The 16377-nt window shown below is 54.1% G+C and carries 12 protein-coding genes; 11 read left to right on the forward strand and 1 reads right to left on the reverse strand.

From position 1 onward, the window contains the following. Positions 1-8: 8 nt before the first annotated feature. From ACFFT4_RS13540 to ACFFT4_RS13590, 11 genes are all read left to right on the forward strand, one after another. Positions 9-911, forward strand: a complete 903-nt coding sequence (locus tag ACFFT4_RS13540) for a carbohydrate ABC transporter permease (RefSeq protein WP_378048406.1) — start codon at positions 9-11, stop codon at positions 909-911. A 3-nt stretch (positions 912-914) separates the two neighbouring features. Next, complete coding sequence (locus ACFFT4_RS13545; protein ID WP_378048408.1) at positions 915-2075, forward strand: glycoside hydrolase family 76 protein; 1161 nt, start codon at positions 915-917, stop codon at positions 2073-2075. A gap of 24 nt (positions 2076-2099) precedes the next feature. Next, positions 2100-3179: a glycoside hydrolase family 76 protein gene (locus tag ACFFT4_RS13550; RefSeq protein WP_378048410.1), complete on the forward strand. Its 1080-nt coding sequence runs from the start codon at positions 2100-2102 to the stop codon at positions 3177-3179. Continuing rightward, the gene (locus ACFFT4_RS13555; RefSeq protein ID WP_378048411.1) at positions 3176-4225 is read left to right on the forward strand and encodes a glycoside hydrolase family 76 protein; all 1050 of its coding nucleotides are present in this window, start codon (positions 3176-3178) and stop codon (positions 4223-4225) included. Before ACFFT4_RS13550 ends, ACFFT4_RS13555 begins: the two co-directional genes overlap by 4 nt. 482 nt (positions 4226-4707) lie before the next feature. Next, positions 4708-5169 carry a hypothetical protein gene (locus ACFFT4_RS13560; RefSeq protein WP_378048413.1) on the forward strand — a complete coding sequence of 154 codons (462 nt, stop codon included), beginning with the start codon at positions 4708-4710 and terminating at the stop codon, positions 5167-5169. Between the two features lie 282 nt (positions 5170-5451). Next, positions 5452-6858 carry a glycoside hydrolase family 30 protein gene (locus ACFFT4_RS13565; RefSeq protein ID WP_378048415.1) on the forward strand — a complete coding sequence of 469 codons (1407 nt, stop codon included), beginning with the start codon at positions 5452-5454 and terminating at the stop codon, positions 6856-6858. A gap of 19 nt (positions 6859-6877) precedes the next feature. After that, positions 6878-9190 (forward strand): helix-turn-helix domain-containing protein, encoded by a 2313-nt coding sequence (locus ACFFT4_RS13570; RefSeq protein ID WP_378048416.1) that lies wholly within the window; start codon positions 6878-6880, stop codon positions 9188-9190. Positions 9191-9321: 131 nt separating this feature from the next. Next, a complete protein-coding gene (locus ACFFT4_RS13575; RefSeq protein ID WP_378048418.1) occupies positions 9322-10257 on the forward strand; it encodes an ABC transporter permease subunit in 936 nt (311 codons plus the stop codon). A 13-nt stretch (positions 10258-10270) separates the two neighbouring features. Further along, positions 10271-11161 carry a carbohydrate ABC transporter permease gene (locus tag ACFFT4_RS13580; RefSeq protein WP_378048420.1) on the forward strand — a complete coding sequence of 297 codons (891 nt, stop codon included), beginning with the start codon at positions 10271-10273 and terminating at the stop codon, positions 11159-11161. Positions 11162-11215: 54 nt separating this feature from the next. Further along, the gene (locus tag ACFFT4_RS13585) at positions 11216-12745 is read left to right on the forward strand and encodes an ABC transporter substrate-binding protein (RefSeq protein WP_378048421.1); all 1530 of its coding nucleotides are present in this window, start codon (positions 11216-11218) and stop codon (positions 12743-12745) included. Between the two features lie 295 nt (positions 12746-13040). Continuing rightward, on the forward strand, positions 13041-15395 hold the full coding sequence (locus ACFFT4_RS13590; protein WP_378048423.1) for an ATP-binding protein: 2355 nt from the start codon (positions 13041-13043) through the stop codon (positions 15393-15395). Here ACFFT4_RS13590 and ACFFT4_RS13595 read toward each other — a convergent pair. After that, positions 15358-16338, reverse strand: coding sequence for a D-alanine--D-alanine ligase family protein (locus ACFFT4_RS13595; protein ID WP_378048425.1), 981 nt, complete (start codon positions 16336-16338; stop codon positions 15358-15360). The two genes, ACFFT4_RS13590 and ACFFT4_RS13595, sit on opposite strands and share 38 nt — an antisense overlap. Positions 16339-16377 lie beyond the last annotated feature (39 nt).

Here is a 16377-nt window from a genome sequence, read left to right on the forward strand (position 1 = left end):
GAAAGGTGATGAAAACGACATCCGCGGCCGGCGACTACAGCCCCGGCGCAAGCCGGGCGCTGCATCTGACCGTATTTTACGTCACGGCTACGGCCGTATCGCTCGTCATGTTCCTTCCTTTCTTATGGAGCGTGCTTACTTCGTTTAAGCCGGACAGCGAAATTTTTGCGTTTCCGATCCGGTGGCTGCCTTCGCATTTTACGCTGGATCACTACAGAGACGCGTTTACGACCGTTCCGTTTCTGAGATATTTCGGCAACTCCTTTTATCTGGCGGTCATGGGCGTGCTGTCCAACCTGTTCCTCGGCTCGCTGGCCGGCTACGCGTTCGCCAAGCTGACGTTCCGGCTCAACAAGCCGCTGTTCCGCGTGCTGCTGATGGCGATGATGATTCCGGGCGTCGTGACGATGATTCCGAGCTTTTACGTGCTGATGCATCTGCCCTTCGTCGGCGGCAACGACTGGACGGGAGGGGGCGGACACGGCTTGCTTAATTCGTTCTGGGCGATTATTCTTCCCGGGGCGGCGGGCTCTTTCGCAGTGTTCTTCATGCGGCAGTTTTTCCTGACACTGCCCAGCGACATGATGGAGGTGGCGCGGATCGAAGGGGCGGGCGAGTTCCGGATTTTCTGGCAAATCTATCTTCCGCTGACGAAGCCGGCGCTGGCGACGCTCGGGATTTTCACCTTCCAGGCGGGCTGGAACTCCTTCCTCTGGCCGATGATCGTGCTGAACGATCCGCTCAAGCATACGATCCAGATGGGCTTGCAGGCGTTCTCTTACAACCATCAGACCGATTTCGGACCGATGATGGCGGGCGCGCTCGTGGCGACGCTGCCGATTCTTGTGCTGTTTATTCTGCTGCAAAAATATTTCGTGCAAGGGATCGCGTTCAGCGGCGTCAAGGGGTAGGAGGTGGCGAACATCGCAACGAAGCGGATCGCGTGGTCGAGAGGCGCCGTTCTGGCGCTCGCGCTGGCCGCCGTACTCGTCTGGCAGCTGTCCGGCTGGCCGGGAGGCGGCGCGGACAGGGAGCTGTGGGCCGCCCGGGCCGACGAGGCGGGAGCCGAGCTGGATCTCTCGTTCTGGGACGACAAGCGCGGCATGTTCAACAATGCGTCTCCGTGTATTTTGCAGGCGTGCACCGACCCGTTTAATTACTGGTGGCAAGCGCACGCGGCCGACGCTCTGCTCGATCGTTACGAGCGGACGAAGGACGACGGGGTGCGAGCGAGGGTCGGAGAACTGTTCGAGGGCATTCGCGACCGCAACGCCGGCGTATGGACGAACGGCTATTACGACGATATGGAATGGATGGCGCTCGCCTGGCTGAGAGCTTACGAGCTGCTGGGTGACGACAAATACAAGGCTGCCGCGCTTGAGCTGTGGACGGATATCCAAGGCGGCTGGAACGAGGAGATGGGCGGCGGCATCGCGTGGCGCAAGGAGCAGCTCGATTACAAGAACACGCCCGCCAATGCGCCTGCCGTTATTTTAGCCGCAAGATTGCACCGGAATTTCGGCTCGCAAGACGATTTGGAGTGGGCATTGAAAATTTACGATTGGCAGAAGCGGACGCTGGTCGACCCCGAATCCGGCCTTGTGTGGGACGGAATCAACCGGACGGGAGACGGCGCGATCGATAAGGATTGGAAGTTTACCTACGGACAGGGCGTATTTATCGGCGCGGCGATGGAATTGTACGAGGCGACCGGCGAGGAGAAGTACCGGGACGACGTGAACAAGACGGCCGATTATGTGCTGGAGGCGATGGCCAGTCCGGCGACCGGGCTGCTTCCGAACGAAGGAGACGGCGACGGAGGCTTGTTTAAGGGCGTGCTCGTCCGCTATTTGACCGAATGGGCGGCTCGCGAGCCGGAGCGGGGCGGCCAATACGGCAGTCTGATTCTGGAGAACGCGGCCAGCCTGTGGGATTACGGCCGGGGCGGCGAGGCCGCCAGGTTCGGTACGTCGTGGGCGCAGCCGCCGGATACGGTCGTGCAGCTCAGCTCGCAAATTAGCGGTACGATGCTGCTCGAGCAGGCGGCGAAGCTGGAGAGACTGGGGTTTAAATAAGGAAACGGAGCGGTGATCATACCTATGAGACAGCAGAAGAAAGCGTGGGCCGCTCGGGCCGATCTGGCGCAGCAGGCGCTTGTGGAGCATTATTGGAATGCGGAACTTGGCATGTTCGACATTGAGACGCCTTGTCCGAACGGCGAATGCAATACGATTTTCCATTATTGGTGGATGGCGCACGCGGTCGAGGCGTTGACGGACGGATTGGAGCGCACCGGGGATTCCCGATACTCGGAGCTGCTGAACGCCCTGTACGAAGGGCTGCTCCGACGCAACGGAGGCGCATGGCCGAACGAGCTGTATGACGATATGGAGTGGATGGCGCTCGGTTGGCTTAGAGCGTACAATGCGACGGGGACGGAGAAGTACAAGCAAGCGGCGTTCCTGCTCTGGGAGGATATCAAGACCGGCTGGAACGAGCATATGGGCGGCGGCATCGCCTGGCAGAAAAGCCAGCTCGACTACAAAAACACGCCGGCCAACGCGCCCGCCGTTATTCTCGCGGCGCGGCTGCACGCCCAGTTCGGCGACGAAGCCGATCTGGTCTGGGCCGTGAAAATCTACGAGTGGCTGAAAAACAACCTCGTCGATCCCGCAAGCGGCTTCGTCTGGGACGGCATGAACCGGCAGGGCGACGGGGCGATCGACAAGGAATGGGAATTCACGTACTGTCAGGGCGTGGTAATCGGCGGGGCGCTTGAGCTGTACCGGGCGACAGGGAACGAGGCGTATATGCGGGATGCGCGGCGAACGGTCGAGGCGGCCGCCCGCAGATTGACCGATCCGGCGACTGGCGTGCTGCCGAACGAAGGCAAGGGCGACGCCGGACTGTTCAAAGGCATTTTCGTCCGCTACCTGACACAGCTTGCGCTTGCCGACCCGTCCGGCGGCGGGGAGGCCGCCAAGCTGGTCGCGGACAATGCCGACCTGTTATGGTCCAAGGGTCGGGACGCCGAGCGGACGCTGTTCGGCCCGAACTGGAGCGAGCCTCCCGGCGGCACGGTGGAGCTGGGGACGCAGATCAGCGGGGTGATTTTGCTGGAGGCGGCCGCGCGGCTTGAAGCTGCGGAGCTTACCGGGCGGACGGAGGCGATCGTATGAGCGGCTGGACGGAGAGGGCCGAGGAGCTTCAGGAGGCTTACTACCGGCATTACTGGAACGAGCGAACGGCCATTATGAACCAATGGTATCCGGAGAAGGAAGGCTCGGAAGGCGAGAACTATTACTACTGGTGGCAGGCCCATGCGATCGACGCTCTGGTCGACGGCTGGGAACGGAGCCGGGACGAGAAGTATTTGGAGCGCGCCCGTCGGCTGGCCCGCGGCCTCAAGGCGTCCAACGGCGGCACGTATCGCCACGATTATTACGACGATATGGAATGGACGGCGCTGGCGCTGCTGAGAATGTACGATCATACCGGCGAAGAGGAATACAAGCTGGCCGTGCTCGACCTGTGGGCGGACATCCAAACTGCCTGGAACGGACATATGGGCGGAGGCTTGGCCTGGAATAAAAATCAACTGGACTACAAAAACACGCCGGCCAACGCGCCGGCCGCCATTCTCGCGGCCCGGCTTTACGCCCGCTTCGGAACGGAGGACGACCTGGCTTGGGCGAAACGAATTTACGAGTGGAACCTGGAGAACCTGGTCGACCCGGAGACGGGCTTCGTCTGGGACGGTATGAACCGGCTGGGCGATGGAAGCATCGATTACGACTGGGATTTCACTTATTGTCAAGGCGTCATGATCGGAGCGGGATTGGAGCTGCACGCCATTACGGGTGAAAACCGCTACTTGCGCGAGGCCGAGAGAACGGCACGGGCGACGATCGACCGTTTGGTCGGCTCGGCGACCGGGCTGCTGCCGGACGAGGGGATCGACGACACCGGTTTGTTCAAAGGCATTCTCGTTCGTTACGTCAAGCTGTTGATCGACCGGCAGGCGGAAGGAGCGGGGGAGTGGGCGGACATTTTGCGCCGGAACGGCGAGGCGCTGTGGGACCGCGGGATCGACCGCGCTTCCGGATCGATCGGCCCGTCGTGGTCGGAGCCCCCGACCGGTCCGATCCAGCTCAGCGTCCGCCTGAGCGGCGTCATGCTGGCGGAGGCTTTGGCGGGGCTTGGAGAAAAGCAGCACGGAAGCTAGTGGGGAGCTGTCGCACGACGGCAAAGTCGGGACGTTTGTCGGAGTCGAATAGACCCCGGGGAGCGTCCCTTTTCGCCTTCATGCGCCATAATCGGCCGAAGCCGCCCGGTTACGGTCTCCCGGACCGTTAACGAGCCGATCCTCGGTGGAAGCGTCGAATAACGGTCCGCGAGATCGTTAACGGGCCGATCCTCGGTGGAAGCGTCGAATAACGTTCTCCCGGACCGTTAACGGGCCAATCATCGGCGGAATCGTCGAATAACGGTCTCCGAGACCGTTCTATGGTCCGTTCGAGTGGCGTTGCACGATACTTTCGAGCAATGCGCCTTGCGAAAGCATTGCCATAGGCAGCGCGTTCATAGGTGTTCTGGTAATTTCCTCTTGCTGAGGAGTTGTCGTTGATTCCGGAGAGCGATAGACTGAAGATAGTTCGGCGATCTTATCCTGCAATAGGCAATCTCAAGGAGAGAGGAAGGGATTCGTTGAAGAGGCTGATTCGTATCGTATTGTTCGTTTTTTGCGTTATTGTGATTAGCTCCTGCAAAGCGAACACTAACTTTTATTCCGGGATAACGTACGAAGATATTGCCGGTCCGTCTGCTCCTGACAACGCCGAGTTTGTCCGGGAGTTCAAGGGCCATGGCGACAGCTGGGCGGCGGTCAATATCGTGTATAAAAAGAAAAACGACAATGAATTCATAGGTAAGTGGTATGTGAAGTACATTGGAAAAGAAGCTTCTCCAACCGGTGAAATCAGCTACAACTATAGCGCGGGAGACGACAAAGGCAGTGGCGCCATGACCTTCATCCAACCGCCGGATGCCGGGATCTATTACATGGGGCAGTTACCGAGCCGGATTTCCTTGCCGAACGACGATTCAGTCATAGACTTGCAGTTGGTATGGGATAACGCGAAAAAATCGGAATTGTTGAAGTTAATGTGAAGCCAGGGGCCATCCTGCAAAAGGGATGGCCTTAAACTTGTCGCTGCAGATGGTGCGGAGAAGCCCTTTTTTGTTAGTGGGCTCCTGCCGCCAACGATGCGTTCTAAAAAGCGAGTCGAGATCAGGTTTGAGGAAGGGCTTTGCCCGCGAAAATCGTTTTTGAGAAGTAATCTACGGAATGAGCAGTAGCGGGGCCCACTCCCGTCTGCGATGCTGAAAGCAGCCTTTGCTCCCGATAGCGGGGCAGGTATTTTACGAGTGGAAAAGGGGCTGCCGATAAAGATGGTAGAGAATGCGAAAGAGCAAGGAAAAGCGGAGGTTTGGTGGAGCTCCGAAGCGGAGCCGCGAAGCAGGGAATGGTTTGCGCGGCCGTTCGATATCCCCTACCGGCTGGAGCGGCAGGCGGATGCGGAGATCACCGCTCCGTCTCCGGCGGAAGGAGAGACGCTGGCGATTTTTCCCGAGCGGCTGCACCAGGAAATTCTGGGTATCGGCACCTCCATGGAGGAGAGCACGGTGTTTAATCTGGCGCGGATGTCCGAGAGCAAGCGAGAGGAGATTTGCCGCAGTCTGGTCGACCGCGAGCGGGGAGCCGGCTTTAATCTGATTCGGATTACGCTGGGCACGTCCGATTTTACCGCCCGCGCTTTTTATTCCTATAACGACCTGGAGCCGGGAGAGACGGATTTCGAGCTGGAGCGCTTCTCCATTCGCAAGGATATCGAATACGGGATTATCGACGTGCTGCGTCGTTTGCGGGAGCTGCAGCCGGAATTGCTGTTTTTCGCCTCCTCCTGGTCTCCGCCGGCCTGGATGAAGACGTCGGGAAGTCTGATGCGGGGGCAGCTTAAGGAAGGAGAGCAGTATACGCGGACGCTAGCGAAATATTACCGGATGGCGATCCAGGCCTATCGCGAGCAAGGCATCGAGCTGTATGCGATTACGGTGCAGAACGAGCCGCTGCTGGAAATCGACTATCCGAGCTGTTATATGAGCCCGCAGCGGCAGACCGAGCTGATCGCCGCGCTGCGGGAGGAGTTGGACGAGCACGGCTTGCGGACGAAAATCTGGATTTTCGACCATAACTTTGCCGATGCCTGGGCGTACGTCAGTCCGATTTTGAACGATGCGGCGGGCCGCGCAGCCGCCGACGGCATTGCGTTCCACGATTACGACGGGGAGCCGACAGTGATGCGGGAGCTGCAATGCGCGTATCCCGACCTGTCGATCCACCTGACCGAGCGTTCGCTGTGGGGCGTGGAGGCGGCCGACCGGTTCGTGCAATATTTTCGCAGCGGGGCTTCGAGCTATAACGCTTGGGTGACGATGCTGGACAGCCGGATTGGCACGCATCAATGGGTTGGCACGCCGGACCCTACGCTGATCGTGCAGGATGCCGAAGCGCCCGAGCGGTTCTGGATGACGCCGGAGTTTTATTTGACCGCCCAGTTTTCCAAATTCGTGCCGCGGGGAGCGCGCCGGGCGGACAGCTCGCCGGGCTCGGCCGAGACGGTAACCCATGTCGCCTTCGTCAATCCCGACGGAACGGTCGTCGCCGTTGTCGTCAATCGCACCGACCGGCCGCAGCCGTTCCGTCTGCTGTGCGAAGGCCGGCAGATCCGGGCGGCGCTGCCGCCGAAAACGGCGGGGACATACCGCTGGCGGCGCGCGCCGGCCGATACAGATTAAACGCGGGAGTGAGACAGTCATGCCGACGGGATTTCGTTCGCGCAAATACCTGCAGCGTCTGATCGCATCGTTGATCGTTTTTGTCGTGCTGGTGCTTTGCGTATTTGCTTTTACGCTGTATTGGAACATGAAGGACGGAACGATGAGGCAGCAGCAGGAAGCCAATCGCAAGGTGCTGGCGCAAATCAAGTACAACGTCGGATATATGGACGAAATTTTGCGAAATTTGATGATGTCGCTCTATTTCGATCACGAAGCGACGTCCCTGCTGCACAGTCAGCAATTCAGCTACGGGGACGTGGCGATCAAGCTGGCCCGGCTCGACAAGCTGGCCGATTCCTCCACTTACCTTCATTCGATTACCGTCTACAACGCCAATACGGATACGTACCTGTCGACGAACCGCAGCTTTCAGGACAATTTGGCCGGACAGATCGAATCGTTCGAAGCTCAGTTAGCCGAGCGGAGCGAGCTGCCGAATATGAAGCCGATTCCGATCCATCCTCCCTCCGCAGCCGACAAGGTCGAATTCTTTTCCTATATGATGCAGGGCGCAAGCGTCGGCGGCTCAAGCAGGTCGAGCCGGCTCATCCTGAACGTCAAACCGGAATGGGTGTTCAACAATTTGGCGGTGATGAACGATCTGGCTTACGATCGCAGCCAATCGCTGCTGCTGATGGAAATCGACGGCACGCTGTATACGAACGACAACGAAAAGGCTTCTTCCTTGACGGAGGAAGCCGTTGCGCGCATTCGGGAGGCAGAGGGAGAGTTTGAAACCTTCATCGTTGGCGGCGGCCAGGGAAAAACGCTCGTGACGGTCATGCCGCTGGGCGTCTATCCCTGGAAGGTGGTCAGCGTGCAGTCCTACGATTATGCGTTTAAGGAAGTTTATCGGACGCGCAGCATGCTGATGGTGATTACGGCAGCTTTTTTGCTGCTGTCCGGCATTGTGGCCTGGCTGCTGTCGAACCGGCTGTATCGGCCGCTCGACCGTATGCTTGGCAGACTGAAGGGCTGGAACGGCCCGGAAGCGGCGATGCAAAAGGACGAATGGACGTATTTGTACGACACCTACGCTTCCATGATGGAGAAGGCGACGAGCGCCGAACGCTCGCAAGCCCGCAATCGCCGGATTATCCGGCAGTTTCAAGTGCGCAGCCTGCTGGAGGGCAGCTCCGGCCTGAGCCGGGAGCAATTCTCCCAACTGCTGCAGGAGCAGAAGCTGCCGCTTGGGGCGGACGGGCCTTATCTGCTCGGCTTGTGCAAGCTGGACCAGGACAACGGCCGCTTCCCCCAGGCCGGCAGCAAGGAGAAGGCCATGTATCGCTTCGCGCTCGGCAATATTGCCGAGGAATGGCTGAGCAAGCGCTGCAGCCCGGTCTGGCTGGAGACCGACAAAGGCAGCGGGGAGTTCGTCTTCCTCGGTACGCTGACCGGGAAGTTCGATAGCGAAGCGTTTGCCGAGGAGCTGCGTCAATTGCAGAGGTATTTGCTCACCAGCTATCAGTTGACCGTCGCCTTCGCTTACCCCGAGCCTTTCGACGACTACCGGCTGATCTCCGGCGCCTACAATCGGGCGAAGGAGCTGATGAAGTACCGGATGCTGCTCGGAGTTACCGCCATTTTGTCCGAAGAGACGGTTCGCGAGAGCGAGCGGGATGAAGATATTTTGCAGGCGACGGACCGGGAGAAGCGGATGATCGAGCATCTGCGGGCGGGCAGCGGGGAGGCGCTCGGCGAGGATTTTCGCGCTTTCTTCCAATATGCCTCCGGACTGACGTTCGGACAGTTCATGAACGCGGTGCTGCATATGACGGTCGCCGTCGTCAAGACGATCGGCGAAATGAACGAAAATCGGATTCGCCCGCTGAACATGGATACCCGGCATTTCTACCAAGAGGTGCTGGAGCGGGAGACGGCGGCGGATATGGAGGCTTTATTTCAGCAATTGGCCGCCCAGATCGAAGATCCGAACGTGCGGGGCGACGGCGAGCGGACGGATATTTTGTGCCGGACGATGAAGGACATGATCGCCGAGAATTACGCGGACCCCGATTTCGGTCTGCCTGCGATCGCCCAGCTGCTGAAAATGTCCTCCGCCTATATCGGCCGTCAATTCAAGCAGGGAACGGGCCAACCGGTTACGGAATACCTCAACGACGTCCGGCTGGAACGCGCGCTGGAGCTGCTGGAATCGGAGGAAATGACCGTCAATGAGGTGATGGAAGGCTGCGGGTACCGTTCGCAGAGTCATTTTTTCAAGCAATTCAAGCTCAAATTCGGCACCTCGCCCAAAAACTATCGCCTGGCCCGGGCGATGAAGCAGTAAAGTACGAAAAAGAGCGTCGCAAGGCGAGTAAAGTATTGTTTCAGTAGTAGCGCGGAGCCCGGTGCGCGGAGCAAAATGGGAGGCATCAAGGCTGCGCTCATCGCTGCGGCAGCACGGGAGGTGAAAGGGAAATGAACAGCAGGATGAGAAAGGGGGGCACAGCGACGGGCGGCGTCGGGGCCAAGCATCGCGATTTGTTTCTGCTCAGTCTGCCCGCGCTGCTGCTTACTTTGACGTTCAGCTACTTGCCGCTGCTCGGGCTTCCGGTGGCATTCAAGAAATTCCGGTTCGACCGCGGCATTTTCGGCAGTGCCTGGAACGGGTTCGACAACTTCAAATTTTTCTTCGTGTCGGACAACGCCTGGCGCGTGACGCGAAATACGATTCTGTACAATACGGGGTTTATCGTCATTACGCTGGTGTGCGCACTGGTGCTGGCCGTGCTGCTGAGCGAGATGACGGGCCGGGCGGTCAAGGTGTACCAGACGACGCTGTTTTTGCCGCATTTTCTGTCCTGGGTCGTGGTCGGTTATATCGTGCTTGCGCTGCTGGAGCCGGGCAGGGGACTGATGGACGATGTGATGCGGCTGTTGGGTCGGGAGGCGATCAACTGGTACCAGGACGCGGGACGCTGGCCGTACATTCTGAATGCGGTCAACTTATGGAAAACGGTCGGCTTCTCGACGCTTGTCTATTACGCCGGCATCATTGGCATCAACCCGGCGTATTACGAGGCGGCCGAAATCGACGGCGCGGGCAAGCTGCAGATGGCTTGGCGCATTACGCTGCCGCTGCTGGCTCCGCTTGTCGTCGTGCTGCTGATCGTGGCGATCGGAGGCATTTTTCGCGCGGACTTTGGCCTGTTCTATTTTGTTCCGAACAATTCGAGTTTTCTGTATTCGACGACGGATGTTATCGATACGTATGTATTCCGGGCGTTGCGCACGATCGGCGATGTCGGCATGTCGGCGGCGGTCGGACTGTATCAGTCGATTGTCGGCTTCGTGCTTGTCGTCGCGACCAACGCTCTGATTCGACGCGTTAACGCCGATCATGGACTGTGGTAGGAGGGCGACAACGATGAACGCCGGAGGAAAGGCGGACCGCGCCGCGAATGCGCTGCGCCATCTGCCGCTCGTCTTGGTCGCGGCCGCCATGATCTTTCCCCTTCTGCTCGTGGTCGCGATTTCGGTGTCCGATGAGGAGGCGCTGTCCCGTCACGGTTATCGGCTGTGGCCGGAGCGCTTCAGTCTTGCGGGTTACCGGGCCGTGCTGGGCCACCCGCAGGCGCTGCTCGACGCCTATGGCGTCACTGTGCTGGTGACGGCGGCGGGTACCGTCGCGGGACTGCTGTTCACGGCAATGGCGGCTTACGCGATGTCGCGCAAAGATTATCGGTTTCGCAAGGCGACGACGTTTTTTATCGTATTTACGATGCTGTTCAGCGGAGGTTTGGTTCCGTTCTACATTTTGATCGTGAAGTATTTGCATCTTAAGGACACCTTATGGGCGCTGATTTTGCCGTATCTGGTCAATCCGTTCTATATGCTCATTATGAAGGGCTTTATGGACCGGATGCCGATGGAGGTGGTGGAGTCGGCGAAGCTGGACGGGGCGGGCGAGTATCGGACGTTTTTCCGCATCGTGCTGCCGCTGGCCGTTCCGGCGCTCGCTACGGTCGGCCTATTCATCTCGTTCGTCTATTGGAACGACTGGTGGCTCGGCCTGCTGTTCATCGACCGCGACAGCCGCATTCCGCTGCAGCTATTGCTGTACCGCACGATGAACGCGATCGAGTTCTATGCGGCGAACGCGCAGTATTTGAGCGGCAAGGTCGATATCGCGAGATTTCCCGGCCTGTCGGCCAGAATGGCGCTTGCGGTGCTGGGAGCGGGGCCGATGCTGTTTCTGTTTCCGTTGTTCCAGCGTTACTTCGTGAAAGGGCTTACGGTCGGATCGGTCAAGGAGTAAATTTCTCCGGCAAGGGCCGGTGCAGATGAAGACGACAATGGGGGATGAAGAAGAATGAGGGGAAAAAGAGGAATCGCGGCCGGAGCGGCAATCGTGCTGCTCTGTACGCTGCTGGCGGCTTGCAGCGGCAATTCGCAGAATGAAGGGGCGTCCTCGGCTCCGTCCGGCGGGGCGAGCTCGTCCGCCGACAGCGGACTGAAGCCGGTGGAACTGGTCTGGTATTATCCGCAGTGGGCGACGTACCCGGATTTGAAGGAAGTCGAGGCGGAGGTCAACAAGATTACGCAGGAGAAAATCAACGCGACGATCCGGATGATGCCGACCGACGGCGGCAGCTATGAGCAGAAGCTGAATACGATGGTGGCCGCCAACGAGAATTTCGATATCGCCTGGACATCGTTCTGGATGTTCAACTATGCGCAGAACGCCCGCCGCGGCGCCTTCGCGGAAATCGGCAGCCTGCTGGACGAGTACGGACCGGAGCTGAAGGCGACCTTCCCGGATATGGTGTGGGACGCACTCAAGGTCGACGGGGAGATTTACGGCGTGTTGAACTACCAGACGATTACGAACAAGGAAGGGTTTCTGATTCAGAAACGGTTCGCCGACAAGTACAATTTGGATACCTCCGCGATCAAGACGATTCGCGATATCGAGCCGTTCCTGCAGCAGATCAAGGACAACGAGCCGGACATCGTTCCGTTTGCGCTGACCCGCGCGGGCAATTTTGAAAATATGAAGACGACCTACAACAACCTGGAGTTCATCTCCAACGAGGCGCTGGTCGGCATCTATCGCGGAGATGCGGAGACAAAGGTGATCGACGTCGTGCAGTCGCCGGAGTACAAGGAGTATTTGACGCTGATGCACGACTGGTACGCCAAGGGACTGATCAATCCCGACGCGCCGACCGTCAAAGCGCTGGACGACCGCAAGAAAACGGGCCAGCTCGCCGTTACGTTCCATAACGTGCTCAAGCCGGGCAGAGAAGTGGAGGAGCAGCTTGCCTCCGGCGGACAGGAAATCGTCACCGTGCCTACGTCCGAGCCGTTCGTCGGCACGAACACGATTATCCAATCGATGCAGGCGATCAGCAAGACGTCCAAAAATCCCGAGCGCGCGCTGATGTTCCTGAACCTGCTAAATACGGACAAGGAGCTGCTCAACCTGATCTGCTACGGGATTGAAGGGAAGCATTACACCCGCATCTCGGACAATACGGTTAAGCTGATCGACAACAGCGGCTACAGCCCGAACCAGACATGGGTGTTCGGCAACGGCTTCCTGGCCGACTTGCAGGAGGGACAGACGGAGGAAGTACGGGAAGCGACACTTAAGGAGAACAACGAGGCGCAGGCTTCGCCGATTCTCGGCTTTACGTTCGACCCGGAGCCGGTGCAGACCGAGATCGCCAACATTCAGGCGGTCAACGACGAGTTCGGCCCTCCGCTGAATACGGGCGCGACCGAGGTGGAAACGACCCTCGCGGAATATATCGCCAAGCGCCAGAAGGCGGGCATCGACAAGGTGGTCGCGGAGGTTCAGCGGCAGCTGGACGAGTGGAAGTCTAAGACGCAGAAGTAGGGCTACAGGCGCATGAGAGAGGCGTGAAAAATTAAAAATCGTAAATTTTAGTTGTCAATCATTTTGCCGAGTGGATCTAATATCGCCGCTCTCTTCTGCTGATGGAAGAGGGCGGCGATATTTTGATATATTCACTGTTTTTTTCACGGTGTCAAATTGTAGTGTAATTTGTTGGGTTTTCTACAAAAATCGACAAAAATAAAATCAGGAAGCTGGTATACTCTTTTCAAAGTCTTAAGTCCTAATAACTATGAATTATTTGGAGGTTTAAGACAAAGTCAAGGGACGTGAGAAGATGGAATTTATTAACCGAGTAAAGGAAACCGAAGACATTTTAAGGATGATGGACAATCGTAATGGTAATAAAATAATTGTACTCTATGGTACTACAGGTGTCGGGAAAAGTGGTCTTGTTAGAAAACTCATGAATCAGGATTTTATTGGCTACCGATCCATTCGTGTGTCTGTGAGTAAGAGTTCTCCAGATACAATCGAGAATTTGCATTATTTGAATGTCTTATACAAGGCTGTTTGGGAACTGGCTCAGAAAAAAATGTTCGACGATATCCCTACTCCTGTCCAGCAAGGATTGAGAAGCTGGAAGCGGGTTATTCAATTTGCGGTGGGGTTTGCAAGAGCGAAAGCGGGTATTGAAGCTGAAAATCGGATATTTGAACCAATCGAAGAAAATAGCGTCATAAGAAAAAAAGATTATCTAATAGATGTGCTTAACAATAGATCTTTTGTAATCACAATAGAAAACGTTCAAAATATGGATACACAATCTTATGAAATAATCTATGAAATACTCAAGAACGTTAAAGGAGTTTGCTTTGTTTTTGAATACACATGTGAGTCCGGGGGAAATCCTGATCTGCAGAACTTCATCAATGAATTAGAAACATCCAATGCAAAAATATATTGCTATGAGATTAAAAGACTGGCTTTCGAAGAGGCTAAGAAACTGGTACCAAACTATGATCCAACAGTTTTTGATGATAATGCCCTTAAAAGAAAGTATGATAACGCAAATGGAAATCTAGTTCACATGAAGATGGTTGTCCCTGCGATGAACTCGGAAGAAAATCCGATTAGATATTCTCTTGATGCTCTAAGTAAAGATGAAAATTTCATAATTAATTTGATTTATTTAAATGAAGGCCAGATCGATATCGTGCTGCTATTCCAGTTGCTCACTCAACGGCCACAAGAGGCTGTTCAGTTTTCACATTCCGCTCTTCAGTCGCTAATTGACAATTTGGAAACCCGCCAGTTTATTGGTCGAAGCGGATCAGTGTTGGCTATTCATCATGACTCCATTATCGCGGAACTGGAAAGTCAAAGACCAAATGCTATTCTGTACAACGCCTACCGTTTGCTTACTGGTCACTACCATATGCAAAAAGTTGAATTCCCTGATAACGAAAGTAACATTGAAAAACTCTTTGCACTGTACTTAAAGTTTTCGGATGAAGCGATTTTAGAGATATTGGACGATTTAAAGAGGATTATAATAAGTTACAAATATCCTCAAAATGTAATAGCCAAGCTTGGTTATCTACGAGATAGATTAATGAGTAAGCCACATGCAAATTTGAAAACTGTTTATGAATTATCGCTAATGATGTTAGAAGTCTCCTACTATATGGGACATATCGAATCAGCCGAAGAAAACTTGGATACAATACTTGATCCCGGAAACACCTTGCATATCGCATATAAAGCTGGAATTTTAGCTTTAGATAATTCAAACCATGGTAATATTGCGACGATTAAGTCAATGATTAGCCAAACACAAGAGGGAAGTCGGCCTAGACTAGTTTTAGAATTAATTTTGCTATCCTTAATGATGCAGATGTGCCCATTGTTGGAATCGAAGAAATTGGCAACGGCAATGATGGGGGTAGAACAATATAGACAGTATATGGAGTTTGGTTTCTTATTGCGAAATTACGCGGAATTGGTTGATGTTGCAGAGAGCATAGCTCTTTATACCAATTGCATTAGTTTTTTTGAAGGCTTCGACAGAAAGGACCTTCAGGCACAAGTCTATATTTCTTTGTCCATGTGTCACGCATATAAAGGGGAACTTGATATTTCACTGAATTATTTGAATAAGGCCGTGGAAACGACAGATAAGCCATTAAAAGAGAATATTCTATTAAATAATTTTGCCGTTCTGGAGATGCTTGGAGGCCGCTTTTCAGACCAAGTAATTAAAAATTTGAATGATTCATTACTATTAACGTCCAATGAATATGAACTAATTATCGTGAAATGTAACGTCCTCATCTATTATGTTAATACCCAACATTACGATCGAGCCAGGGAAATTTGTGAGCAGATAGAGAGAAGTGACTATGAGCAGTTCCAGTACGAAGAACTGCTCCATATAGTATATCAAAATTTATTGTTTTACTATGAGCGTTTGGGGGAGACTCATAGTTATGAAAAATACTGCAATAAAATCAAGGACATGCTGGAACAGCGGGAAGTAGGCTCTGAAAGCAAACATTATATCCAATTAATGCTTAATGGTGAACGCTCTGACGACTACTTTTATACTCAGTTTCCATTTCGGGCTGACTTTTTAGGATATTGGGAGTTTGAAATCAATAGGGAGCTTGAGCATTCTCAATTAGCAACCTAAACATATCCTCATATTTAATGCCCTGTTGCTGGAAAGCGTAATAAAATGCACAATCGTCACCTAAATAACAATCGGGAGATAGCTCGATGAGGGTAAAATTCCCATTATGAAATCTACCGTCAATGCGCATGAATTCAACTTTATCGAAGGATTGAAACAGGGCCTGAAGATTACCTTTATCATTTTCTGATAATAAATTACTTTTCTGAAAGTCGATTGTTGTATCATCGAGTTTCTTGGTCTCAAAGCCCCAAATCGTTTTTTCGAAGTAATCTTGTTTATCCATAATCAGCTTAACTTCCTCCGTTAACCTGATACTTTGTCTATTTCCAAATATAATATATTCGACTTCATAACCTTGAATATATTCTTCAACTAAGATGGGCATCTTATGTGATCTTATTAGTTGTGCAATAAGATTAGCTGCGTCTTGGTAGTTTGAACAAATATTATGAATTGAAATGCCTGTCGATCCTCCCCCAAAATTTGGTTTTACAACTAGGGGAAGTTGAAGTGTACTTAGTCTCCTTAGTACAACATTCTTATCATAGTCTCGAACAAGTATACTCTTAGCGCTGTTAATCCCGAACTCCTTTGCATAGAGTTTCGACAAATGCTTATCATTGCAAAGGTTATGGGTATAGCAATCCGCACCGACATACATAAGATGACTGCTCTCACAGATGGCCGGGAGTAGACTTTTTGAGTTTGAGCTATTCAACCCGTATCTTATAGGAAATATAATATCGTGCTTATGTTTTTCAATATTGGAGGTAAACAGCGAAATATCTGTATAATGCACAACTTCTTTTGCGATTTTCTCCAAAGAGGATTTGATAAGTTGAGTCGCCTCAGCGCTATTTCCTTCCAAGTCCCTTCTCGCTAGATCAGCGGAAGTAAGTGTTCTCAGTTCATCCGTAACAAGCACCACTCTGTTATACATTCGTAATAAAAACCTCCAAATAATTCATAGTTATTAGGA

The organism is Cohnella cellulosilytica (assembly GCF_042431195.1).
GTDB lineage: Bacteria > Bacillota > Bacilli > Paenibacillales > Paenibacillaceae > Cohnella > Cohnella cellulosilytica.

Excerpts from the sequence above, each read along its gene's own strand:
- ACFFT4_RS13540 (WP_378048406.1), top strand. The coding sequence starts at position 9 with ATGAAAACGACATCCGCGGCCGGCGACTACAGCCCCGGCGCAAGCCGG.
- ACFFT4_RS13590 (WP_378048423.1), top strand. The coding sequence starts at position 13,041 with ATGGAATTTATTAACCGAGTAAAGGAAACCGAAGACATTTTAAGGATG.
- ACFFT4_RS13580 (WP_378048420.1), top strand. The coding sequence starts at position 10,271 with ATGAACGCCGGAGGAAAGGCGGACCGCGCCGCGAATGCGCTGCGCCAT.
- ACFFT4_RS13555 (WP_378048411.1), top strand. The coding sequence starts at position 3,176 with ATGAGCGGCTGGACGGAGAGGGCCGAGGAGCTTCAGGAGGCTTACTAC.
- ACFFT4_RS13585 (WP_378048421.1), top strand. The coding sequence starts at position 11,216 with ATGAGGGGAAAAAGAGGAATCGCGGCCGGAGCGGCAATCGTGCTGCTC.
- ACFFT4_RS13565 (WP_378048415.1), top strand. The coding sequence starts at position 5,452 with ATGGTAGAGAATGCGAAAGAGCAAGGAAAAGCGGAGGTTTGGTGGAGC.
- ACFFT4_RS13550 (WP_378048410.1), top strand. The coding sequence starts at position 2,100 with ATGAGACAGCAGAAGAAAGCGTGGGCCGCTCGGGCCGATCTGGCGCAG.
- ACFFT4_RS13575 (WP_378048418.1), top strand. The coding sequence starts at position 9,322 with ATGAACAGCAGGATGAGAAAGGGGGGCACAGCGACGGGCGGCGTCGGG.
- ACFFT4_RS13570 (WP_378048416.1), top strand. The coding sequence starts at position 6,878 with ATGCCGACGGGATTTCGTTCGCGCAAATACCTGCAGCGTCTGATCGCA.
- ACFFT4_RS13595 (WP_378048425.1), bottom strand. The coding sequence starts at position 16,338 with ATGTATAACAGAGTGGTGCTTGTTACGGATGAACTGAGAACACTTACT.